This is a genomic window from Kribbella pittospori (assembly GCF_004331465.1).
GTDB lineage: Bacteria > Actinomycetota > Actinomycetes > Propionibacteriales > Kribbellaceae > Kribbella > Kribbella pittospori.
On the sequence record NZ_SJKB01000008.1, the window covers coordinates 70,665 to 92,621 of the forward strand.

Below are 21,957 nucleotides of genomic sequence, written 5' to 3' on the forward strand. Positions count from 1 at the left end.
CGAGGCGTCGCCGGATGGTTCGGGCCGGCTCACTCCCTGCCTGAGACCCGGGGCGGGGTGGTTGGTGGGGTGTGGGAGGATGGGGCCTGCTGACAGCGTCGTCGGCTCAGGTAAGGCAGACGACGAAGGGAAACGCTGGTGACCAGCGCCAATCAGAACAATGCAGTCCAGATTCCTGCAGAGCTCAAGCCCGCCGACGGCCGCTTCGGAGCCGGTCCGTCGAAGGTGCGCCCGGAAGCCGTCGCCGCGCTGGCGACCGAGGGTGCCAAGCTGCTCGGAACGTCCCACCGGCAGGCGCCGGTCAAGAACCTGGTGGCTCGGGTGCAGCAGGGCGTGGCGGATCTGTTCCAGCTGCCCGACGGGTACCAGGTGGTGCTCGGGAACGGCGGATCGACGGCGTTCTGGGACATCGCGACGTTCGGGCTGATCCGGGAGAAGAGCCAGCACCTGAGCTTCGGTGAGTTCTCCTCGAAGTTCGCGAAGGCTGCGCAGCTCGCGCCGCACCTGGCTGACCCGACTGTGGTGAAGTCCGACCCCGGGACGCGTCCGGTTGCGGTCGCTGAGGCCGGCGTGGACCTGTACGCCTGGCCGCACAACGAGACCTCCACCGGTGTGATGGCGCCGGTCCGGCGGGTCGCGGGCGCCGACGAGGGTGCACTGGTCGCGATCGACGCCACCTCGGGTGCTGGTGGTCTGCCGGTCGACATCAACGAGGTCGACGTGTACTACTTCGCGCCGCAGAAGTGCTTCGCGTCCGACGGTGGGCTGTGGATCGCCGTGATGAGCCCGGCGGCGCTGGCGCGGGTCGAGGAGATCACCGCGACCGGTCGGTGGATCCCGGCGTTCCTGGATCTGGCGACCGCGATCGACAACTCGAGCAAGAACCAGACGTACAACACGCCGTCGCTGGCCACGCTGTTCCTGATGGCGGAGCAGACCGACTGGATCAACAACCAGGGCGGGCTGGAGTGGAGCGTCGGTCGGACGACCGACTCGAGCAACCGGCTGTACACCTGGGCCGAGAAGTCCGACTACGCCACGCCGTACGTCGAGGACCCGGACGCCCGCTCGCTGGTCATCGGCACCGTCGATCTGGACGACTCGGTCGACGCCGCCGCGGTCGCGAAGACGCTCCGCGCGAACGGGATCGTCGACACCGAGCCCTACCGCAAACTCGGCCGCAACCAACTCCGCGTCGCGATGTTCCCAGCAGTAGACCCCAACGACGTAGAAAAGCTCACCCAGGCCATCGACTACGTCGTTGACCACCTGAAGTAGCCCCAACACGCGCGAACAGCCGCCGATCCCTCGCGAGGACGGCGGCTGTTTGTTTGCTTGAGGTAGGCCCCGCTACCGCTACCGCCGCTGTGCGGTGCAGGTAGCTCACAGCCGGCGCTTTGCCAGTCGGCGGTCACCTGACCGCCCGGTGCCCACGCAAAGCCCCGCCTGTGAGCGGCTGGAGTTGAGCGAGCGGGCCAGTCGCCTGGCCGCGGTGGGTGGGGGTTAGGTGCGGCGGTGGGGGGGGGGGGGGGATTGGCCGGTTAGGCGGGCGTTTTCGGCTTGGCGGTCTCGGCGTTCTCGGCGGCCTGGGGGGAAGGTGAGGATGGTGATGAGGAGGGCGAAGGCGGCGGCGCCGATGAGGATCCAGCGGAGGCTGTGGCTCTTCTTGGACTCGGTGCCGGCCTCGCTGGTCGTGCCGGGCTTCGGAGTCGCGCTCGCGGACGGTGGCGAGGCGGCCTTCTTCACCGGGACCGGGACCTGGTAGACGGGCGAGTCCTTGGCGTCGTACCCGACCAGGAGCGTGCTGTCGGTCTTGCCGAGAGCGACCGACTCCCCCTGACCCAGCGGCGTAGCGCCCTTCGCGACGACCGTCGGCGTCTCACCCCAGGCAACGGTCTGTACGTCGGTGTACGTACGCAGCACCGCCTGCTGGCCGTCCGGCAGGAACACGCCGTCGGTGAAGACCCCCGGAGGCGCAGGCGCGAACTTCGTGAGCTCGTTGGTGCCCTCGCGCGACGGACCGGGCGGAGCCGCGTAGATGGCGGCACCCTTGGTGGCCTTCGTCACGATGTACAGCTGGTTCGTACCGGGCTCGACCAGCAGCGTCTCGGCGTCGTGGGCGCCGTCGGGATAGGTGAAGTCGTACCGGTGATAGGTCATCTTCTCCACGTCGCCACGCTGCTTGGGCTCGGGCATCGTGTAGATCGAGACCATGTCCCGGTTGGCCTTGTTGTCACCGATGTCGGCGACGTAGATGAAGCCGTCCTTGTCGACCGCGATCGCCTCGATGTCGCTCACCTCCGCGTTGAAGTTGAGCACCATCTCGACCTTGCCGGACGTGTCGATGCCGAACACCCGCGCGCGGTCGCCCGAGTCGTTGATCGTCCAGTAGATGTCGTCGAAGTTGTGCGATTTCGCCAGGCCCGACGACTCCTCGATCCGCGAGTCCCCGATCGTGAACAGCTTCTTCGGCGCCGCCGGCGTCGGATCCGCGATCGGCACCCCGGCGGAGCCCGCCGCGAGCGACGCCGCTGCGGCCGACGTCGCCCCAGCCGCTGTGGCACCGGCCGAGCTCACCGCACCCGACGCGGTGGTCGCCGAGGTTGCCGCTGCCGACGGGGCGAGCGGGAGCACTCCGAGGGTGAAAAACGTGGCGGCGGCCAAGGCGAGGGGACGGAGGAGGGTCACGAGCGAGCCTCGCGGTCGTCGGACAGCACGAGTTGGGCCAGCCGGGGTGAGACCTGCCACTCGTCGATCAACGTCCGGTACTCGGACTCCAGCTCCGGCGTCGCCTTGGCACCGGTCCGGGCCGCGCGGAGCAGCAGGTTACGCGGAGTGTGCTGACTGTCCACGAACTGCACAACCTCCACCCGGTATCCGACCTGTCGCAGGACCGCGGCCCGAAGAGAATCCGTCAGGACGTCGGCGAACCGCTCACGAACGATGCCATATCTCGTCATCAGCGCATAAGGCGCCGGTGGTGAGACGCTCTTCAACTGCTTTTGGATGTCGTGATGGCAACACGGAGCCGCAAGCACCAGCGGAGCCTCCCAGCCGACCGCCCTCGCCAGCGCGTCGTCGGTCGCCGTATCGCACGCGTGCAGCGCCAGCACCACGTCCGGCCGGACGTCGAGCTCCGCGTCCTCGATGGTCGCGTCGACGAACCGCAGATGGTCCTGCCACCCGAGCGCCTCCACCCGGCGCGTGTTCCGCGTCCGCGCCTGCGGATTGCGGTCGATCCCGGTCATCCGTACGTCGTGCCCAGCCTCGGTGAGCAGGTGGTACGCGGCGAGCGTGAGGTACGCGTTGCCACAGCCCAGGTCGACCACCTGCAGCGGTCGCCCGGTCTCGATCCGGCCCGCCGCGACCGCCTCGTCCAGCGCCGGCGCCAGCAGCTTGCAGAACTCGTCGATCTGCTTGTACTTCGACTGCCGCGACGGCTTCACCCGGCCGAGGTGGTCGCTGATGCCGAGCTCGATCAGGAACGGCGCGTCCGGAGACAGCGCCCGCTGCTTCACCCGGTCGTGGCCGGTCTCCTGCTCCCGGCCGTCCTCCTGCCGGTGCAGCAACTCCTTGCCCTTCTTGGTGTACCGCAGCCGGAGCGTCTCGGTCGTGGTCTCGACGTGCCACGACCCGTACGGCACGTCCAGCAACTCGTCCACCGCCTTCGCCGCGTCCGGTCCGGCAGCGAGGTTGCGGGTGTGCGCCTGACGCTCGTCGTACTCGGTGATCTGCAGGTGGCGGTGGCCCTTCAGGTCGACGTACCGGAGCTCGACGCGCTGGTACTGCGGCTGGTCGTGGCCTCGCCGCCGCCCGGATCCGAGCGCGCGAACCAGGGACGCCTGGTCCACCAACGCCGCGCGGATCGCCTCCCGTGCGCCGGGCTGCTGATCCGGATCCACCTCTGCCTGCATCGCGCCATTGTCGCCGACCGCTCCAGCCGATCCCAAAAGGGTCTCGTCCACAGTCGGTCGCCGTCCGTGAACTCATTGCAGTTTCTGGTCGTCGGCGAGCAGCCCGAGTGAGCGCAACCGGGTCGCGATCCCGCCCACCTGACGGCCGAGGGCCTCGACCAGTTCGTCCTTGCTGGAGCCACCCTTGAACAGCTCGGTCAGGGTCTGCTCCTCCTCCGGTGTCCAGGGGCGGAACGCGTTCGGGTGGTTCTTGCGCGCGGCCTGGATCTTGCGGGTCATCGAGCGCATGTCCAGCAACTCCAAGGAGCGGATCCGCGCCTGGCGGTGCCGGCCGACCTCCTCGCCCTCGCGCCAGAAGACCACCGCCCCATCGTCGAACGTCATCAGGTCGGCCGGGACGTCGCAGTAGTCGGCGTCGTCGAGCATCACTCGCAGCATGGTGGTTGTCTCCGTCTCGTGGTGCGGACCGGCCGGACGAGCCGTCGCTCCGGTCCCTTGTCACCGGAGAAGATGCCGCGATCCGGCCCCTCTCCGACGACCACTTCACGACCTGTGGACAACCAATCGCAGAACTTCTTTGCAAAACTACTTTGCAAAGAGTCTTCGCAGTCCTACGATCGACCCCATGAGCGATCACAGTGACGACAACGGGGACGACCTCAAACCGGCGGATCCGGGCAAGACCGTCTACCTGGACCGGCACCTGGTGCGGGCGCTGGCACACCCGATGCGGAACCGGATGCTCGGGCTGCTCCGGATGTACGGGCCACAGACCGCGACGTCGCTGGCCGGCCGCCTCGGGGTGAACACCGGCGCCACTAGTTACCACCTGCGCCAGCTGGCCGAGGCCGGACTGGTGGTCGAGGACGACAGCCGCGGCAACGCTCGGGACCGGTGGTGGAAGTCGGCACACCAGAGCACCCAGTTCGATCCGACCGAGCTGCTGGATGAGGAGCCCGAGCTGGCGATGGGGTTCCTGCACGGCATCGGGCAGACGTACGCCGAGAACATGTTCGGCTTCATCGACTCGATGCAGACGCTGACGCCCGAGTGGAGGGACGCCAGCCTCCTGTCGGACTACATGTTCCACCTGCGTCCGGAGGAACTGAAAGCACTGCAGGTCGAGCTGCTGGCGGTGCTGGACAAGTACAGGACGGCCGATCTGACCGCGCCGCTGCCGGAAGGCGCGGAGCAGGTGTCGGTGCAGATCCAGGCCTATCCGCGCGAGACCCGCTGAACAACGCGCGAGACCCGCTGAACGACCGGACGAAGTGAGGTGAGGGGTATGGGCACTGTGAGGCAGGCGGATCGAGCGCCGCTGGTGGCGTTCCTGGTGGCGAACGTCGTGTCGATCTGCGGGACCCGGGTCAGCGCGATCGCGATCCCGTGGTTCGTCCTGATGACGACCGGGTCGCCGGTCAAGACCGGTGTGGTGGCCCTGGCGGAGATGGGCCCGCTGGTCCTTTCCAAAGCGTTCGGTGGCCCGTGGATCGACCGGGTCGGGCCGAGGAGGATCAGCGTCCTGGCAGATGCCTTCAGCGCTGGAGTGGTGGCACTCATCCCTCTACTGCACATGCTGCACGCGCTCTCGTTCCCGGTGCTGCTGGTGCTGGTCGCCGTTGCGGGGGCGCTCCGTGGACCGGGCGACGCAGCCAAGGGGACGTTGATCCCGGACATCGCGCAGGCCGCCAAGGTGCCGCTGGAGCGGGTGACCGGGCTGGAGAGTACGACGGAGCGGTTGGCCGGATTCATCGCGTTCGCGATCGCCGGCGCACTCATCACGCTGGTCGGCGAGGTGAACGCACTGTGGATCGACGCCGCGTCGTTCGGAGTCTGCGCCGTACTGATCTATCGCTGGATCCCGCGACGGCACCAGGCCGAGAGCGCAGCAGACGAGGAACCGGAGGGCAGCTACGGGCAGCGGCTGCTCGAGGGCTGGCGATTCCTGCGCAAGGACAAGCTGATGATGCCGCTGGTTCTGATGATCGCGGTCACCAATCTGCTCGACGCCGCGATCGCGGCCGTACTGCTCCCGGTCTGGATCAGGGACCACGGCTTCGGGCCTGGGCACACCAGTCTGATCCTTCTCTCGTTCGGAATCACCGCCACGGCGTTCGCACTGGTCGCGTCGGCCGTCGGCGACCGGATCCCGCGCAAGCTGGTCTTCACGCTCGCGTTCCTGGTCTGCGGTGCGCCGCGGTTCGTCGTGATGGCGTTCGATGCGCCGGTGTGGATGGTGATGGCGATCTACGCCCTCGGAGGCATCGGTGCCGGCTTCATCAACCCGGTGCTGGGCGCCCTGTTCATCGAGCGGATCCCGCGGCAGATGCTCGGCCGGGTCAACTCGCTGGCCGACGCGGTCTGCTGGACCGGCGTACCGCTGGGTGGCGTCGTGGCCGGCGCCGCGATCGCCGGCATCGGTCTGGCACCGGCACTGCTCGCAGCCGGAGTGGTGTACCTGGTCGCGACGATGTCACCGGTGCTGATCGGCCGGAACGAGCGGTGGAAGACTACACAGGATCCGACGGGTCCTCAGGAAACGGAGGCCGGCTCGCGTCCGGTGGCAGTCCCCACGTCTTAGCCTTCGCCGCCTCGGTCTCCTGGCGCCGCATCCGGTCGCGCTCGGCGCCCAGGAGTCCGAGCAGCACCAGGTCGAGCAGCATCCCGCCCACCGCCGCGAACTGGGTCCCGGCGAACTGGAACACCTGGGTGACCAGCAAGGACACCAGCACTGCCAGCTCGAACAACCGGATGGCCCGGGCACGGTTGCCCTTCCGCAGTTGCAGCCAGCCGCGGAGCGTAAAGGTTGCCGACAGCAAGCTCCCGGCCGCTACCCCGAGCACCGGAAAGTCGGTGAACAGTCCGTCGTCGAAGCGGATCCCCGCGGCGATGAGGGGCGCCCCGATCGCCTGGACCACCAGTACGCCGACCGCCACGCGAGGCGCGTAGCGATGCGTGGCCAACCGGTCGAAGCCACGCTGCACGGCCTGCCACGCGGCGTCGACCGGGGCGGCCAACTCCACCTCGTCGGCCGGACATGCGGCCAGCAGCTCCCGGGTCTCCTGGCGGCCCGCCACGTCGAGGCCCACCTGGCGAAGCTGCTGCGACGCCTGCGCGAGCCGACGACGGGACAGGCCACCCGCCACGCCCTCCACGGCGTGGTCGACCACGTTGGCCAACTGCTCGCGCGGATCGATCGGTCGCCGGGTGGCGATGAACCGGGTCCCCAGCACGATCAGCACGAAGATCACGTACACGATCGCAGCGGCCGGTTGGTAGAAGTAGTCGTTGTCCGACGTGACGAACTTCCCGACCTCGTCGATGAACAGCCCGAACCCGACCCCACCGACCAGTGCGGCCGCGGGTCGCACGACCGGACCGACGTACCCGAGGAGCAGGACGATGGCGACCAGCATCAGCAGGCCGCCGGGGAGCACGTGGGCGATGTGCAGGCCCTTGCCGCCGATCTGCGGGTAGCCACTCAGGCCGAGGAACAGACGGGTGATCAGTACCGTCGCCACCCCGGACACCACGAAGGTGGTGAGATGCTCCCCCGATCGCACGTTGCGGACCAGGCCCGCCCGCAGCAGGTACGACGATCTGGCGGTCGAGGTCATCATGCGCCAGAACGTTAGTCGCCCGGGGTTCAGCGGACGAGTGCCGCAACGATCACGATGACGACCAAGGCGGCCAGTACGAGCGAGGTCACCAGTCGGCGCGTGCGGGGGTCCACCCCGTCAGGGTAGGCGGAAGTTGCCGACGACCGTGCCGAGGGGTCGGCCCGGCACGGCTCAGCCCAGGACACTAGGGCCAGGTGACCAGCGGTTCGGGACGGTGGACCCCTCGCGGCCGGTAGCCGAGGGCGTCGGACAGGCCGAGGTAGTCGGACAGCAGCCAGATGATGGCCAGCCACATCTCGGTGCCCTGCAGACCGGGGATCGCGCGGTCGTCGGTGCCGTCGGGCGCGAAGGCGAAGCCTTCACCGTCGACCCAGCGGCCCAGGATCCGGCTGAGCTGGTCCTCGGCCCAGCGCTTCCCCTCATCCACCCCGACGCTCGTCTGCTTGCGCGCCAGCCACAGCGGGTGGATCACATCCAGCACATTGCAGGAGTTGTAGTTGTCGCCACTGAACATCCGACGGTCGTTGCTATGGGCAAGCACAGTCTTCACGGCCTGCTCCGGGTACGGCAGCGGGAGGCCGAACTGGGCGTAAGTACCGCGGGTCAGGCGGTAGAAACCGTTGACGACCTGCAGCCAGCCGTCGTCCGGATGCGGCTGCCCCCAAGCGCCGCTCGATGCATCGGCCCGGACCGTCAGCCAGCCCAGCAAGGTCATCAAAGGCCCGGTTTCCTTGTGGTCATGGAGATTCCGGGCGAGTGCGGTGCCCAAGCCATCGATCGCGGAACCCGCCGACCAGGCGTGCCGCGCCCACGGCAGACGGTCGAGTTCGTCCGGCTCGAAGTCGGTCCGGATGGGGTGCTCGAAGCTGCTGTCCAGAACCTGCAACGCGTATCCGACGCACAGGATGTGGTAGCTCGCCGGCCCTTCCAGCAGAGCGAGTTTGGCGTCGGACGGGACCTCCAGGCCGCTGTCCGAGAGGTCCCCCGGCGCGACCAGTCCGGTCTTCGGGTCCTGCCGCGCGCGGAGACGGCGTACCAGATCGTCGCGGGTGTGACCTGCGGGCGTACGACGGAGCAGTACGTCGGCGATCTCGATTGCGTCGCACCACGGGCGGACCGCGGGCTCGTGATCGAGCCCCGGGCGGTCGACGAAACGCTCGCCGTCCCAGCAACGAGCCAGTACGTCGTCCACCTGGTCGCGCGCCTTGGCGGCAAAGGCGGTAAGACGCGAGGCCAGATCAGGGGCCGGTGAGGACGTGGGAGCAACCGCACCGCCCGGCTCGCGCGACCGAAGCACCCGGGCCGGGTTACCCGCCACGACGGTGCTGGCCGGAACGTCCTTGGTGACCACCGCACCAGCACCGATGATCGAATGCGGCCCGACCGTCACCCCGTCCAGGATCGTCACGTTCGAGCCGATCCAGACATCGTCACCGACCGTGATGCCGACCGCCGTATGCGGCTGCCGGAAGATCGGCTGCCCAGGCGCGGTGCCGTGGTTGAACGCGAGCAGCGACGTGTGCGCCCCGATCCGTACGCCGTCACCGATCGTGATCCGGCCGCGGACCGCCGAGAACGGATTGATGGTCGAGTCCGCTCCCAGCGCGATGTGGCCGGTGACGTAGGCGTGCGCCGCGATGTACGACCGCTCCCCCATCTCGAGCTCGTCGCAGTACACCGCGGCCGACTCCGCGACGTACGCCGTGTCGGCGAGTGTGAGCGAACCGCCCAGCCGTCGCTGCCGTTCGGCCTGCCGCTCACGCTCCTCGTCGGTGGCGATCCGGTGGTACTCCCAGGGCAGGAAATCGAGTCGCAGCGGCTCAGCAGATGTCATGGGATAACGCTATCCAAGACTCGCGATGCGCGCCTGGCCAAAACCGGCGCTGCTACTCTCCCGTCTGTGCGGGGTAGGAAACAACCATGACGACACCCGGATCCTTGGCCGGCGGTGAGACCGCTGACGACGGTCCGGCGAGCAGTGGTGGGCGCCGGAGTCACCGAGTCACGATCAGCGATCTCGCACGCCGTCTGCAGATCTCCAAAGCGTCGGTCTCGTACGCGCTGAACGGCCGGGCCGGCGTCAGCGAGGAGACCCGGCAGCGGGTACTCGCGCTGGCCGACGAGCTCGGCTTCCATCCCAACTCGGCCGCCGTCGCGCTGTCCGCCAGCCGGACCCGGACGATCGGCATCGTGATCGCCCGCGACCCCGCGCTGATCTCGACCGAAGCGTTCTACATGCGCACCCTGGTCGGCATCGAGCAGTACCTGAACGAGGTCGACTCGTCGCTGCTGCTCCGGCTGACCGGCGAGTACGGCGAGGACCTCGACGTACTGCGGCGATGGTCGCGGCAGGGGCGTGTCGATGGGTTCATCCTGTTCGACGAGCACGACGACGACCCGCGGATCCCGCTGCTGCAGGACCTCGGGGTGCCGTGCGTGGTGGTCAGCTCGAACGCGCCGAACGACCACGCCGGCCGGCTGATCAGCTCGCCGGAGGAGACCGTCACGCTGCTGCTCGACCACCTGGCCGGGCTCGGGCACCGCGACATCGCGCACATCAGCGGGCCGTTCACGTTCGTGCACGAGCAACTGCGGGTGCGGATGCTGCACGAGCACGCCGAGCGGCGCGGGATCCGGGTCCGGCACATCGAGGGCAGCTACCGGTACGACGACGGCGCGGAGCAGACCCGGCTGCTGCTGACCGGGCCGAACCCGCCGACCGCGATCGTGCTCGGCAACGACCTGATGGCGGTCGCTTCGCTCCGGGTCGCGATGGATCTCGGTACGGCGGTCCCCGGTGAGGTCTCGATCCTGGCCTGGGACGATTCGCCCCTGTGCGAACTCGCCCGCCCCGGCATCACCGCGATCGATCAGAAGACGATGGAGCGCGGCCGCGCCGCCGCCGACCTGTTGTTCCGGGTCGCGGCGGGCGAAACCGACCTGCACGAGGAAGCACCGGCCGGAGAACTGCGGGTGCGGGAGTCGACCGGTCCGGCCAGGTCCTGACGGAGCTCTTTGAAGACTCTGTGAATTCGAGCGGATCCGGAGTGTGTCGGATTGCGCTTGCCCGGCCGGAGGTGAAGGTTGGTCGGGTCACGAGGTAGTAACGAACACGCCTCTACTGAACCGGTTAGGGTTTCGAAACTTAACCGGTTAGGCCACTATGGGGCCGATCCGCCTTCACAGGTCCGTGGAGGCTCGACGGGACGAGGGAGTCCGACGTGAGACTGCGTTCGCTTGTAGCCGCGGCAGCGGTGACCGCCCTGGGAATCAGCCTGGCCGCCTGCGGTGGCAGCGACTCGGGTGATTCCTCCGACGGGGGTTCGGGTGGAGACCAGACGCTGACCTACTGGGCCAGCAACCAGGGCACCAGCCTGGACAACGACAAGGAGGTGCTGACCCCGGTCCTGCAGAAGTTCACCCAGGACACCGGCATCAAGGTCAACCTCGAGGTGATCGGCTGGAACGACCTCCAGACCCGGATCCAGACCGCCATCACCTCCGGCCAGGCGCCGGACGTGGTCAACATCGGCAACACCTGGGCCGCCTCGCTGCAGGCGACCGACGCGTTCCTGCCGTTCGACGGCGACGCGATGACCGCGATCGGCGGGAAGGACAAGTTCGTGCCGACGGCCCTGGCGACCGGCGGCAAGGAGGGCACCGACCCGACCTCGGTCCCGCTCTACGGTCTGGCCTACGGCCTGTACTACAACAAGGCGATGTTCGCCGCGGCCGGCCTGCAGCCGCCGAAGACCTGGGAAGAGATGGTCACCGACGCGCAGAAGCTGACCAACCCCGCGAAGAAGCAGTGGGGCATGGCGCTGGCGGCCGGCAGCTACACCGAGAACGTGCACTTCGCGTTCATCAACGCCGCGCAGAACAAGGCCGACTGGTTCAACAGCGACGGCAAGCCGACCTTCACCGGTGACGGCAACGTGCAGGGCGTGCTGCGGTACCTCGACCTGATGCAGAAGGACAAGGTCGCGAACCCGTCCAACGCGCAGTACGACAACGGCACCAAGTCGGTGAACGACTTCGCCACCAAGAAGGTCGCGATGGTCATCAACCAGAACAACGCCGACTCCTCGATCGTTGCCAACGGCATGAAGGCCGGCGAGTACGGCGTCGTGCCGTTCCCGGCCCCGGCCGGTGGCGAGCAGGTGGCCAGCCACGTGGCCGGTATCAACCTGTCGGTGTTCAAGAACACCAAGCACAAGGACGCGGCGCTGAAGTTCGTCAAGTACATGACGGACGCGACCACCCAGACCACGCTGGGCAAGCCGTTCTCCTCGCTGCCGGTGCTCAAGGACGCCAAGCCGGTGTTCACCACCGACGCGACCGAGGCCGCGACCTTCGCCGACGTCTACAACACCAAGTCCAAGCCGCTGCCGCTGGTGCCGGCCGAGGACCAGTTCGAGAGCACCGTCGGTAAGGCGATGAACAGCATGTTCGCCAAGATCGCCACCGGCGGGACGGTGACCGCCGACGATGTGAAGGCGGCCCTGAAGACCGCCGAGGATCAGGTGGCCGCAAGTAGCTGACGCCACGCCCAGTGGCCCGGACGACGCCGTCCGGGCCACTGCCCGCGTCAGCCCACCACCGATCCCGACAAGACAGGAGGCGACCAGACGATGTCCGTCGCCACATCCGAAGCACGGCCGGCAGCCGAGGCGAAACCCGCGAAGAAGAAGCGCGGCCCGGAGCACCGGCCCGGTCTGAACCGGTGGCTGCCCTACCTTCTGCTCGCACCGGCGGTGCTGGCGGAACTGCTCATCCACATCGTCCCGATGTTCGTCGGCATCTGGATGAGCTTCGTCAAACTGACCAAGTTCTACATCGCGAACTGGTCCGCGGCGCCCAGCGCCGGGCTCAACAACTACAAGGTCGCCCTGGACTTCAACAATGCGGTCGGTGAGGGCCTGCTGAAGTCGTTCGGCGTCACCGTCGCCTTCTCGCTGATCACGGTCGGGCTCTCGTGGGTGTTCGGGATGGCCGCGGCGGTCGCGCTGCAGCCGCAGTTCCGGGGCCGCAGTCTCGTCCGCACGCTGTTCCTGGTCCCCTATGCATTGCCGGCGTACGCCGGGATCCTGACCTGGAACTTCATGCTGCAGCGTGACACCGGCGTGGTGAACCACGTGCTGGTCGACAACCTGCACCTGACGTCTGACCGGCCGTTCTGGCTGATCGGCAGCAACGCGCTCGTGTCGCTGATCACGGTCGCGACCTGGAAGCTGTGGACGTTCGCGTTCCTCACCCTGATGGCCGGCCTGCAGAGCATCCCGCGCGATGTCTACGAGGCCGCCGCGGTGGACGGGGCCGGCAACCTGCGGCAGTGGCGCAACATCACACTGCCGTCGCTGCGGCCGGTCAACCTCGTGCTCGTTCTGGTGCTGTTCCTGTGGACGTTCAGCGACTTCAACACACCGTACGTGCTGTTCGGGACGGCGCAGCCGCCCGCCGGTGACCTGATCACCTTCCACATCTACAACGCGTCGTTCCTGACCTGGAACTTCGGCACCGGTGCGGCGATGTCCGTGCTGCTGCTGATCTTCCTGATGATCGTCACCGGCGCCTATCTGCTCATCACGGGAAGGAGGTCGCGCCGTGGGTGAGACCAGGGGCTTCAAGGTCTACCGGGGCGTCGTACTGGTCGTCCTCGGGCTGTTCGTGCTGATCCCGCTGTACGTGATGGTCACCTCGTCACTGAAACCGCTCAAGGACGTGCAGGGCGCGTTCACGTGGTGGCCGTCGAACCTGACCATCGCGCCGTTCGTGGACATGTGGAAGACGGTCCCGCTGGCCCGGTACTTCGTGAACAGCACGGTGGTCTCGGTGGCCGCGACAGTGCTGTCGGTGGCGCTCGCGATCCTGGCCGCGTTCGCGGTGTCGCGGTTCAAGTTCCGCGGCCGGACCGTGTTCACCACCACGGTGCTGTCGACGCAGATGTTCCCCGGTGTGCTGTTCCTGCTGCCGTTGTTCCTGATCTTCGTGAACATCAACAACTCGTTCGGGCTGCAACTGGTCGGGACTCGGCTCGGGCTGATCATCACCTACCTGACGTTCAGCCTGCCGTTCTCGATCTGGATGCTGGCCGGGTACTTCGACAGCATCCCGAGAGAGCTGGACGAGGCGGCGCTGGTGGACGGCTGCGGTCCGATGGGCGCGCTCTGGCGCGTCGTCCTCCCGGCCGCGCGGCCCGGTGTGATCGCGGTCGCGATCTACTCGTTCATGACCGCGTGGGGTGAGGTCCTGTTCGCGTCGGTGATGACGACAGAGGCCAACCGCACGCTGTCGGTCGGCCTGCGGCAATACTCCACGCAGACCAACATCTACTGGAACCAGATCATGGCCGCTGCCCTCGTGGTCAGCGTCCCCGTCGTGATCGGCTTCCTGCTCGCCCAGCGACACTTCGTCGCCGGTGTCACTGCGGGTGCGGTCAAATAGACCGCATGTACTTCGAGGATTACGTGCCGGGTGCTCTCGTCGAGCACCCGGCCACCGTCACCGTCGACCAGACAGAAGTCATCGACTTCGCCCGGCAGTTCGATCCGCAGTACTTCCATGTCGATCCCGCAGCGGCCGCGGACGGCCCGTTCAAGGGCCTGATCGCGAGTGGCTGGCACACCGCCGGCCTGATGATGCGGTTGTACGCCGATCAGTACTTGTCCAAGGTGGCCAGCCTGGGCGGTCCCGGTGTGGACGAGCTGCGTTGGCCCGCGCCGGTCCGCCCCGGCGACGTACTGCGGCTGCGCACCGAAGTACTGGAGGCGCGGGTGTCGCGGTCGAAGCCCGATCGCGGCCTGGTCCGCACCCGGACCGAGTTGCTCAACCAGGACGACGAAGTCGTGTTCTCCTGCATCGTGCTGAACTTCCTCGCCGTCCGCCCCTGAGCCGGCGCCGTCGGGTCAGGTGCGCCGGCCGCTGAAGGTGATCGGGATGGACCAACTGGTGATCGACTTCTTTCCGGTGCCGACGCTGATGGCGGAGGGCCTCGAGCACTCGACGCCGTAGCCTCCGATGGTGGTCGGTGCGGCGGTCTTCAGCCAGGCGTCAACCTGCGCTCGGGTATTGATGTCGGAGAACAAGGCGGCGAGGAGGAAGGGCAGGTCGGCGCGGGCTTTCGCCACTGCCTGGGCTTGCCCCCGCGGGTATGCACCGGGTCCACCGCTGAACGTGTGCAGGGTGACGCTGCCGACCAGCGTCTTGTCCCGCGCGAGGCCGTTGCGGATCCTGATCAGGTCCTGAGCGTTGGGCTTTCGGCACTCGGTCGAGCCCGGGCCGTCGGCCTGGCAGACCCAGCCCTTGGCCTTGAGCTTGGCCACCAGCGCGGGGATCTTCAGCTCCGGGAAGCACTGGAAGCAGTCCGGGACCGCCATGGTCGGTCGTGGGACCGAGGGCGAGCTCTCGGTCGAGGGTGAGCTGCCGGGCTCGGAGGTGCCGGCGGATGGCGCCACGGGACCTTGCGACGGCCCCGTCGTACCGCCGGCTGTGTCGTCGTCGGCGGCGGCCCGGGGTACGGCGGCTGCTGCCCCAGCCCGTACGGCGGCTGCCCCAGGTACGGCGGTTGCCCCGGTGCGTTGCCCTGCTGGTCCATGACCCGCAATGTACGAGGCCGGCGGTTCAGGTCAGGCGAAGAGCTTCTCGCCCCAGTACGAGCCCGGGGTCACGCCGGCCGGGCAGGCGAAGATGCCGGAGCCGACGTGATGTATGTACTCGTTCATCGTGTCCGTGCGGGCCAACTGGTTCTGGATCGGGATGAACTGCTTACGCGGATCCCGCTGGTAGGCAAGGAAGAACAGCCCCGCGTCCAGCCGACCGAGCCCGTCCGAGCCGTCGACGAAGTTGTAGCCGCGACGAAGCAGCTCAGCACCCTTGTTGAACTGCGGATGCGCCAACCTGACGTGCGAGTCCATCGGCACCTTCGGCTCGCCGTCGGAGTTCTTGGCGGCGAAGTCGATCGCGTCGAACTCGTCCGCCTTGCCCAGCGGGGCCCCGGTGCCTTTGCCCCGGCCGATGATGGTCTCCTGCTCGCCCAGCGACGTACGGTCCCAGATCTCGATGTTCATCCGGATCCGCCGCGACACCAGGTAGGCGCCGCCGACCATCCAGTCCGGGCCGTCCTCCGGCTGCACCCACAGCTGCTGCTCGAGCTTGTCGGTGTCCTCCAGCTTGAGGTTGTTCGTCCCGTCCTTGAAGCCGAACAGGTTGCGCGGAGTCGCCTGCGCCTTCGACGTGGACGACGTCCGGCCGAACCCGAGCTGCGAGTACCGGACCGCGACCCGGCCGAAGCCGATCCGGGCCAGGTTGCGGATCGCGTGCACCGCGACCTGCGGATCGTCCGAGCACGCCTGTACGGCGATGTCGCCGCCGGACCGGTTCGGGTCGAGGTCGTCACCGATGAAGTGCGGCAGATCGACCAGCGCCTTGGGACGCTTGGCCGCCAGCCCGAACCGCTTGTCGAACAGCGAAGGCCCGAACCCGATGGTCAGCGTCAGCCGGGCCGGCGGCAGGCCGACCGCCTCACCGGTGTCCTCCGGCGGTGCCTCATCCGGTCCGTTCACCGCGCCGTACTGGCCGATGTCGCGACCGGCCGTCATCAGCGCGGCCGCGGCCGTCCACTCCTTCAGCAGGGCGATCAGGTCGTCCCGCTTGGTCGTGGTCACGTCGAACGCGGCGAAGTGCAGCCGGTCCTGGACCGGCGTGATGATCCCGGCCTGGTGCGGTCCGTGGAACTCGACCGGGCCGGTGGTGTCCGCGGCCTGCGACTCCTCGCCGGTCAGCGCCGAGTGCGCGGCGTACCCGGCGACTCCGGTGGCCACGGCGACACCCGCCGCGCCGAACAGGCCGCGGCGGGAGATGCCTTTACCTTGGGTCATTTCTTCGCGATCACTCCTGCAACCTTGCTGACCAGCTCGGCCAGCCCGTCGACGACCCGGCTGAGCTCCTTCTTCTCCGCCTCACTGACCTGGTACGGCTTGAAGCCGTCGCCCTCGCGGTACTTGTCGACCGCGGCGAAGACCGCCTTGAAGTTGGTGTCGAGCGAGGCGACCAGCGCTGCGTCGCGGGCCTGCAGAGCCGGGCGGAGCGCCTGGACCGCGGCCTGCGAACCCTCCACGTTGGCCTGGAAGTCGTACAGGTCGGTGTGCGAGTAGCGGTCCTCCTCACCGGTGATCTTGCCGGTGGCAACCTCGTCCAGCAGTTCCTTCGCACCGTTGGCCAGCTGCAGCGGGTTGAGCTTCACGACCTTGGCCTTGGCGACCACCGTCTTCACGTCCGTCAGCAGCTGGTCGGCGTACTTCTCCATGCCCTTGGTGGTGTTGGAGACCCAGAGCGCCTGCTCGATCCGGTGGTACCCGGTCCACTCGGTACCCGGCTCGACGTCGTTCACCCGGGCGTCGATCTTCGGGTCCAGGTCGCCGAACGACTCCGCGACCGGCTCGATCCGCTCCCAGTACGTCCGCGACACCGGGAACAGCGCCTTCGCCTTGGCCACGTCGCCGGCCTTCACCGCGGTGACGAACTCGGTGGTCTTCTGCTCCAGCGCGACCGCCTGCGAGTTCACGTACCGCTGGTAACTGTCGGTGGCCTGCTTGAGCAGCGTGTCCTCGTCCACCTGGGCCGCTGCGTCGCCGGCGACGGTGAGGTCGCCGCGGATGCCGTCGCCGACCATGCCGGGCTTGCAGACGGCCTGGTACTTGCCGGTCGGCAGTTCGACGATGAGGTCGCGCTTCAGCCCGGGGCCGATGTTCTCGACCTCACCCATCACCCGGTCGCCCTCGGCGTACACGTAGAACTCGGTGACCTTGCTGCCGCCGTTGGAGACCGAGAACGTGCTGGTGCCGGACTTCACGTCGCGGCGGCTGAGGTCGCACGCCGAGTCGGTCGCCTTGACCGACACCGGGCCGGTGCCGTCGTCGGCGGAGGCGGCCGGCTGGTCATCCGCACAGCCGGTCAGCGTGGCGAGCCCCAGTACTGCGCCGAGAGCGATGACCCCGCGGGTCGTGGACGTGAACATGCTTCTCCTGGACGGTGAGGTGGGATCAGGCCGCTTCTTCGGCGGTCTTGGCCGGTACGGCGGGCGGCGTGCTGGTCTTGACCGGGCGGAAGTACAGCACCAGCACGGGGACGAGGTACGCCAGCCACGCGACCGACTCGAGCACGGTCGGCGCGGGGTTGAAGTTGAAGATGCCCTTCAGCAGTACGCCGTACCAGCTGTCCGGGGGGATCACGTGCGAGATGTCGAAGGCGAGGTGCTGCAGCCCGGGCAGGATGCCCGCCTCCTGCAGGTCGTGGAAGCCGTAGGCGAAGATGCCGGCCGCGACCAGGATCAGGATCGCGCCGGTCCACTTGAAGAACACGGCCAGGTTGACCTTCACCGCGCCGCGGTAGATCGCTACCCCGAGCAGGACCGAGGTGGCCAGGCCGAGCAGGACGCCGACGAACGGTACGGCGGTGGTCGCGGTGGCAGCGGACGCGTACACGATGAACGCGGTCTCGATGCTCTCCCGGAACACCGCCAGGAAGGCCAGGATGACGACGGCCCGGGAGCCGACCTCGAGCGCCTGGCCCATCCGCTCGCGCAGTTCCTTCGCGATGCTGCGCGACGCCTTGCGCATCCAGAAGATCATCCAGGTGACGAAGCCGACCGCGAGGATCGACATCACCCCACCGACGGTCTCCTGGGTGGTGAACGACTTCGCGGTCAGCGCGGTGACGAACTGCAGCAGCCCCCACGCGGCGGCCGCGACGGCCAGCGCCGCGCCCACTCCGATCCAGACCAGTTTCAGTCGATCCCGATGCCCCGACTTGACCAGGAAGGTGGCGAGGATGCTGACGACCAGCGAGGCCTCGAGGCCTTCACGGAGTCCGATCAGATAGTTCGCGAGCATGGCGGGGGACTCTTCCACATCATTAGGTACGGCTAACCTTCCTGAGGTTAACCTAAGAAGTCCCATTCGCCTACTGTGGTGTACGCCGCACTGCGGCCCGGTCCCTCACCCAGCCGGGACTCGATCAGGCACAGCGATCCCGCGGTCCACACCGGTCCTTCGTAGATGTCGAAGACCCGCACCCAAGAGGTCACGTCGACCGGTCGCCGCAGCCGGGCCAGGGTCAGATGAGGCGTGAACTTGCGTCCCTCGACCGTGACGCCGGCCCGGTTCGCCGCCGTGCGCGTCGTCATCGACAGGTGCCGCAGCGAGTCGGAGGGGTCCTCGACCCCGGCGTACAGGACTCGCGCGTCGGGGACGCCCGGGAACGCGCCCGATCCGGTGATCCGCACTTCGAAGGGCTTCTGCCGCTTCGCGGCCCGCTCCAGCCCCTCCTGGAGTTCGTCGGTCTTCCAGTCCGGTACGTCGCCCAGGAACGCCAGCGTGATGTGCCAGTGCTCGTCCAGCGCCCAGCGGATGTTGTCGTCGGGATACTCCCAGCGCGGTTCGGCAAACTCGGTCAGATCCTCCACAGCCTCCAACGGCGGCACCACCGCCACGAACAATCGCATCCGAAAACTCTATCTGTGGTGGAAACTGCTTTTGTGGAAGAGCTGAAGTTGCCGTCGCCGTGTGTGGTGATTTTGGTGGGGCCGGGGGCGGCGGGGAAGTCGACATGGGCGGCGGAGCGGTTCTCTGACGGGCTGATCGTGTCGAGTGATCGGCTGCGGGCGCTGGTCGGGGCCGGGGAGGACGACCTGGCTGCGAGTGCGGATGCGTTCGCGCTGCTGGAAGAGGTGGTCAGGCAACGGATCGGCCGGCAGTTGACGACCGTGATCGACACGTTGGGCCTGGACAAGGAACGGCGGATGCGGTGGCTCGAGCTGGCCCGTGCGGCCGGAATGCCTTGTGTCGCGGTCGGTTTCGACACCCCGGCCGCCGAGTGCCGGCGGCGGAACCGCGAACGGCTGAAGCGCATCCCCGCCGACGTGCTCACCAGTCAGCTGCGTTCGTGGACGGCCGTGAAGAAGGAACTGCCGCTCGAGGGGTACGACGACGTACTGCAGCCGACCGCGCTGCGCGTCGTACCTGAGGCGTTCGTGGATGCGGGGGCCGCGGCAACCAGGCAGTCGGAGGCTCCGGCCGGGTTGCGATTCGGACTGCAGCTGAGCAGCTATACGCACAAGGCCGGACGGGCCGGGACGGCCGAGTGGATTCGGGATGTTGCCGGTCGGGCCGAGGCGGCCGGGTTTGACGCGATCTATGTGATGGACCACTTCCGGCAGATCCCGCAGGTGGGTCGGGCGTGGGACGACTTCCTGGAGAGCTGGACGACGCTCGGCTATCTGGCTGCCTGTACGACGCGCATGCGGCTGGGGACCCTGGTCTCGGGGATCACCTATCGGAACGTCGCGCATCTGGGGAAGATCGCGGCGACACTCGACGTACTGAGTGGCGGCCGGGCGGTGTGCGGCGTCGGGCTCGCGTGGTTCGAAGCCGAGCACAAGGCGTACGGGTGGACGTTCCCGCCGGTGGCCGAGCGGTATGCGCTGCTCGAGGACACCTTGCAGTTGCTGCCGGTTTTATGGGGACCAGGCAACAAACCGTTCCACGGCAAGGTACTCGACGTACCGGACACAACCTGCTATCCGCGGCCGCTGCAGGAGCATCTGCCGGTGCTCGTCGGCGGCAGTGGACGCCGGACGCTGCGGTTGGCGGCGCGGTACGCCGACGCGGTCAACGTGTTCGGCGATGCCACCGCAGTACGTCGGCACGCCGGCTACCTTCGCGAACTGACGGACCGTCCGATCGAGGTCACGCATCTGTCCACAACCCTTGTGGGTAAGGATTCCCGGGCTGTGGACGATCTGGTCGAACGACTCCGGCCGCGCAACCAGAACCCCGCCCGGTACGCCGTCTCGGTCAACGCCGGCACGGTCGACGACCAGATCGGCCGCTTCCGCGAACTCTCCGAGGCCGGCGCCGCCGAGGTGATGATCAGCCTCCCCGACCTCGACACCCTGGACACGGTCGGCGAGGTGATCTCAGCCTTTCGCGTCTAGCTTCAGGTCCAGGTGCAGCAGAGCGTTTTCGATCAGTTCGGACATCGCGGGGTGGATCCAGTACTGGTTGCGGGCCATCGCGTAGGCGTCCAGGCCGAAGCTCATCGCCTGGATGACCGGCTGGATCACCGAGGACGCCTGCGGGCCGATGATGTGGCAGCCGATGATCTGGCCGGTCTTCGGATCGGCCAGGATCTTGGCGAACCCGCTGGTGTCCTCCATCGCCCAGCCGTACGCGATGTCGCCGTAGTTCTCGCGGCCGACGACGTAGTCGATCCCGCGCTCGCGGGCCTCCTCCTCGGTCAGGCCGACGGACGCGATCTGCGGGGAGCTGAAGACGGCGTGCGGCACGAAGCGGTGGTCGGCCTTGATCCGGTCGGTGGGGTGGAGCAGGTTGTGCTTCACCACGCGGGCCTCGTGGTTCGCGACGTGCTTGAGCTGGTGCGGTGTGGTGACATCGCCGAGCGCATAGATGCCGTCGACGGTGGTCTCCTGGTACGCGTCGACGACTACCCGTCCCTCGCGGTCGACCTCGACGCCGGTGGCGTCCAGGTCCAGCACGTCCGAGTTCGGCGTACGGCCGACGGCGATCAGGAGCTCGTCGACCTCGATCTTGTCGGCGCCGTCCGGGTACAGGGTCCGGATCAGGATCGACCCGTCGTCGTTGCGGGCCACCCCGATCGTCTCGTGGTCGAGGCGTACGTCGTACTTGCCGCGCGCGAGCTCGGTGAAGCGCTGGGCGATGTCGGCGTCCTCGTGGCGCAGCAGCAGCTCGGACCGGGCGATCAGCGTGACGTCGACGCCGTACGACGAGAAGATGTGGGCGAACTCGGCGGCGACGAAACCGCTGCCGATGATGCCGAGCCGGCGCGGCAGCTTCTCCAGCCGCATGATGGTGTTCGAGGTGTGGTACCCGGTCTCCTCGAGGCCGGGGATGAACGGGATGATCGGCCGGCTGCCGGCCGATAGCACGTACCGGTCGGCCGTGATCGCGCTGGTCTGGCCGTCCTTGCCGTCGACGGTCAGCTCCTTCGTGCCGGTGAACCGGCCGGTGCCGTCGTACACGGTGACGTTCGCGTTGTCGGCGTGGTGGTGCCGGTACTCCGAACCGGACGCGGCGATCGGGTCGATCCGGTCGAAGATCCGGTCCCGGACCTCCGGCCAGCGCACCCCGATCAGTTCCTCGTCGACGCCGTACCGGGAACTGATCGACGGGGTGGCGGCCAGGTCGGCGGTGTGCACGAACATCTTGGTGGGGATGCAGCCCACGTTCAGGCAGGTGCCGCCGAACGTGCCACGCTCGACGATCGCCACCTTCCAGTCCGCGAACCGCCGGTTCACGATCGTGTTGCCGGAGCCGGTCCCGATAATCACCAGGTCGTAATGGGTCACACCCCATTGTGCCCCTGTAACCCCAGCTACCTCCCGGAAG

At 67.9% G+C, this 21,957-nt stretch carries 20 protein-coding genes; 9 read left to right on the forward strand and 11 right to left on the reverse strand.

What is annotated here, in order from left to right; translation table 11 throughout:
* The first annotated feature begins 138 nt into the window (after positions 1 to 138).
* Positions 139 to 1,278 carry a phosphoserine transaminase gene (gene serC / locus E0H73_RS24760; RefSeq protein WP_131360583.1) on the forward strand — a complete coding sequence of 380 codons (1,140 nt, stop codon included), beginning with the start codon at positions 139 to 141 and terminating at the stop codon, positions 1,276 to 1,278.
* A gap of 225 nt (positions 1,279 to 1,503) precedes the next feature.
* Here serC and E0H73_RS24765 read toward each other — a convergent pair whose 3' ends face one another.
* The 3 genes from E0H73_RS24765 to E0H73_RS24775 form a co-directional block, all read right to left on the reverse strand.
* On the reverse strand, positions 1,504 to 2,688 hold the full coding sequence (locus tag E0H73_RS24765; RefSeq protein WP_238164232.1) for a hypothetical protein: 1,185 nt from the start codon (positions 2,686 to 2,688) through the stop codon (positions 1,504 to 1,506).
* Positions 2,685 to 3,914, reverse strand: coding sequence for a class I SAM-dependent methyltransferase (locus tag E0H73_RS24770; protein WP_131360585.1), 1,230 nt, complete (start codon positions 3,912 to 3,914; stop codon positions 2,685 to 2,687). Before E0H73_RS24770 ends, E0H73_RS24765 begins: the two co-directional genes overlap by 4 nt.
* 72 nt (positions 3,915 to 3,986) lie before the next feature.
* Positions 3,987 to 4,352: a hypothetical protein gene (locus E0H73_RS24775; protein WP_131360587.1), complete on the reverse strand. Its 366-nt coding sequence runs from the start codon at positions 4,350 to 4,352 to the stop codon at positions 3,987 to 3,989.
* Between the two features lie 187 nt (positions 4,353 to 4,539).
* On the opposite strand from E0H73_RS24775, the gene E0H73_RS24780 reads away from it, so the two are divergent.
* Positions 4,540 to 5,151, forward strand: coding sequence for a transcriptional regulator (locus E0H73_RS24780; RefSeq protein WP_131360589.1), 612 nt, complete (start codon positions 4,540 to 4,542; stop codon positions 5,149 to 5,151).
* A gap of 48 nt (positions 5,152 to 5,199) precedes the next feature.
* A complete protein-coding gene (locus E0H73_RS24785) occupies positions 5,200 to 6,495 on the forward strand; it encodes an MFS transporter (RefSeq protein WP_131360591.1) in 1,296 nt (431 codons plus the stop codon).
* Here the strand turns inward: E0H73_RS24785 and E0H73_RS24790 are convergent.
* Together E0H73_RS24790 and E0H73_RS48020 are read right to left on the reverse strand one after the other, a co-directional pair.
* Positions 6,425 to 7,534: a hypothetical protein gene (locus tag E0H73_RS24790; protein ID WP_238164233.1), complete on the reverse strand. Its 1,110-nt coding sequence runs from the start codon at positions 7,532 to 7,534 to the stop codon at positions 6,425 to 6,427. The genes E0H73_RS24785 and E0H73_RS24790 overlap by 71 nt on opposite strands.
* 184 nt (positions 7,535 to 7,718) lie before the next feature.
* Positions 7,719 to 9,368, reverse strand: a complete 1,650-nt coding sequence (locus tag E0H73_RS48020) for an acyltransferase (RefSeq protein ID WP_131360593.1) — start codon at positions 9,366 to 9,368, stop codon at positions 7,719 to 7,721.
* An 86-nt stretch (positions 9,369 to 9,454) separates the two neighbouring features.
* Between E0H73_RS48020 and E0H73_RS24800 the strand changes: the two genes are divergently transcribed.
* The 5 genes from E0H73_RS24800 to E0H73_RS24820 all read left to right on the forward strand — a co-directional run bounded on the left by E0H73_RS24800 (position 9,455) and on the right by E0H73_RS24820 (position 14,424).
* Positions 9,455 to 10,540 (forward strand): LacI family DNA-binding transcriptional regulator, encoded by a 1,086-nt coding sequence (locus tag E0H73_RS24800; protein ID WP_131360595.1) that lies wholly within the window; start codon positions 9,455 to 9,457, stop codon positions 10,538 to 10,540.
* Positions 10,541 to 10,755: 215 nt separating this feature from the next.
* Positions 10,756 to 12,075 carry an ABC transporter substrate-binding protein gene (locus tag E0H73_RS24805; protein ID WP_131360597.1) on the forward strand — a complete coding sequence of 440 codons (1,320 nt, stop codon included), beginning with the start codon at positions 10,756 to 10,758 and terminating at the stop codon, positions 12,073 to 12,075.
* A gap of 90 nt (positions 12,076 to 12,165) precedes the next feature.
* The gene (locus tag E0H73_RS24810) at positions 12,166 to 13,146 is read left to right on the forward strand and encodes a carbohydrate ABC transporter permease (protein ID WP_131360599.1); all 981 of its coding nucleotides are present in this window, start codon (positions 12,166 to 12,168) and stop codon (positions 13,144 to 13,146) included.
* Positions 13,139 to 13,978, forward strand: a complete 840-nt coding sequence (locus E0H73_RS24815) for a carbohydrate ABC transporter permease (protein WP_131360601.1) — start codon at positions 13,139 to 13,141, stop codon at positions 13,976 to 13,978. Before E0H73_RS24810 ends, E0H73_RS24815 begins: the two co-directional genes overlap by 8 nt.
* A 5-nt stretch (positions 13,979 to 13,983) precedes the next feature.
* Positions 13,984 to 14,424: a MaoC family dehydratase gene (locus E0H73_RS24820; RefSeq protein ID WP_131360603.1), complete on the forward strand. Its 441-nt coding sequence runs from the start codon at positions 13,984 to 13,986 to the stop codon at positions 14,422 to 14,424.
* Positions 14,425 to 14,439: 15 nt separating this feature from the next.
* Here the strand turns inward: E0H73_RS24820 and E0H73_RS24825 are convergent, their stop codons facing one another.
* The 5 genes from E0H73_RS24825 to thpR form a co-directional block, all read right to left on the reverse strand.
* Positions 14,440 to 14,910, reverse strand: a complete 471-nt coding sequence (locus E0H73_RS24825) for a hypothetical protein (RefSeq protein ID WP_131360606.1) — start codon at positions 14,908 to 14,910, stop codon at positions 14,440 to 14,442.
* Positions 14,911 to 15,159: 249 nt separating this feature from the next.
* Complete coding sequence (gene efeB / locus E0H73_RS24830; protein WP_131360608.1) at positions 15,160 to 16,410, reverse strand: iron uptake transporter deferrochelatase/peroxidase subunit; 1,251 nt, start codon at positions 16,408 to 16,410, stop codon at positions 15,160 to 15,162.
* Positions 16,407 to 17,549: an iron uptake system protein EfeO gene (gene efeO / locus E0H73_RS24835; protein ID WP_131360610.1), complete on the reverse strand. Its 1,143-nt coding sequence runs from the start codon at positions 17,547 to 17,549 to the stop codon at positions 16,407 to 16,409. The genes efeB and efeO overlap by 4 nt, the downstream gene beginning before the upstream one ends.
* A gap of 25 nt (positions 17,550 to 17,574) precedes the next feature.
* Complete coding sequence (gene efeU / locus E0H73_RS24840; RefSeq protein ID WP_131360612.1) at positions 17,575 to 18,423, reverse strand: iron uptake transporter permease EfeU; 849 nt, start codon at positions 18,421 to 18,423, stop codon at positions 17,575 to 17,577.
* 47 nt (positions 18,424 to 18,470) lie between these two features.
* Positions 18,471 to 19,034, reverse strand: coding sequence for an RNA 2',3'-cyclic phosphodiesterase (gene thpR / locus E0H73_RS24845; RefSeq protein WP_131360614.1), 564 nt, complete (start codon positions 19,032 to 19,034; stop codon positions 18,471 to 18,473).
* Between the two features lie 18 nt (positions 19,035 to 19,052).
* Between thpR and E0H73_RS24850 the strand changes: the two genes are divergently transcribed.
* Positions 19,053 to 20,525 (forward strand): LLM class flavin-dependent oxidoreductase, encoded by a 1,473-nt coding sequence (locus E0H73_RS24850; protein WP_238164234.1) that lies wholly within the window; start codon positions 19,053 to 19,055, stop codon positions 20,523 to 20,525.
* Here the strand turns inward: E0H73_RS24850 and E0H73_RS24855 are convergent.
* Complete coding sequence (locus E0H73_RS24855; protein ID WP_131360616.1) at positions 20,508 to 21,917, reverse strand: mycothione reductase; 1,410 nt, start codon at positions 21,915 to 21,917, stop codon at positions 20,508 to 20,510. The two genes, E0H73_RS24850 and E0H73_RS24855, sit on opposite strands and share 18 nt — an antisense overlap.
* Positions 21,918 to 21,957: the final 40 nt, after the last annotated feature.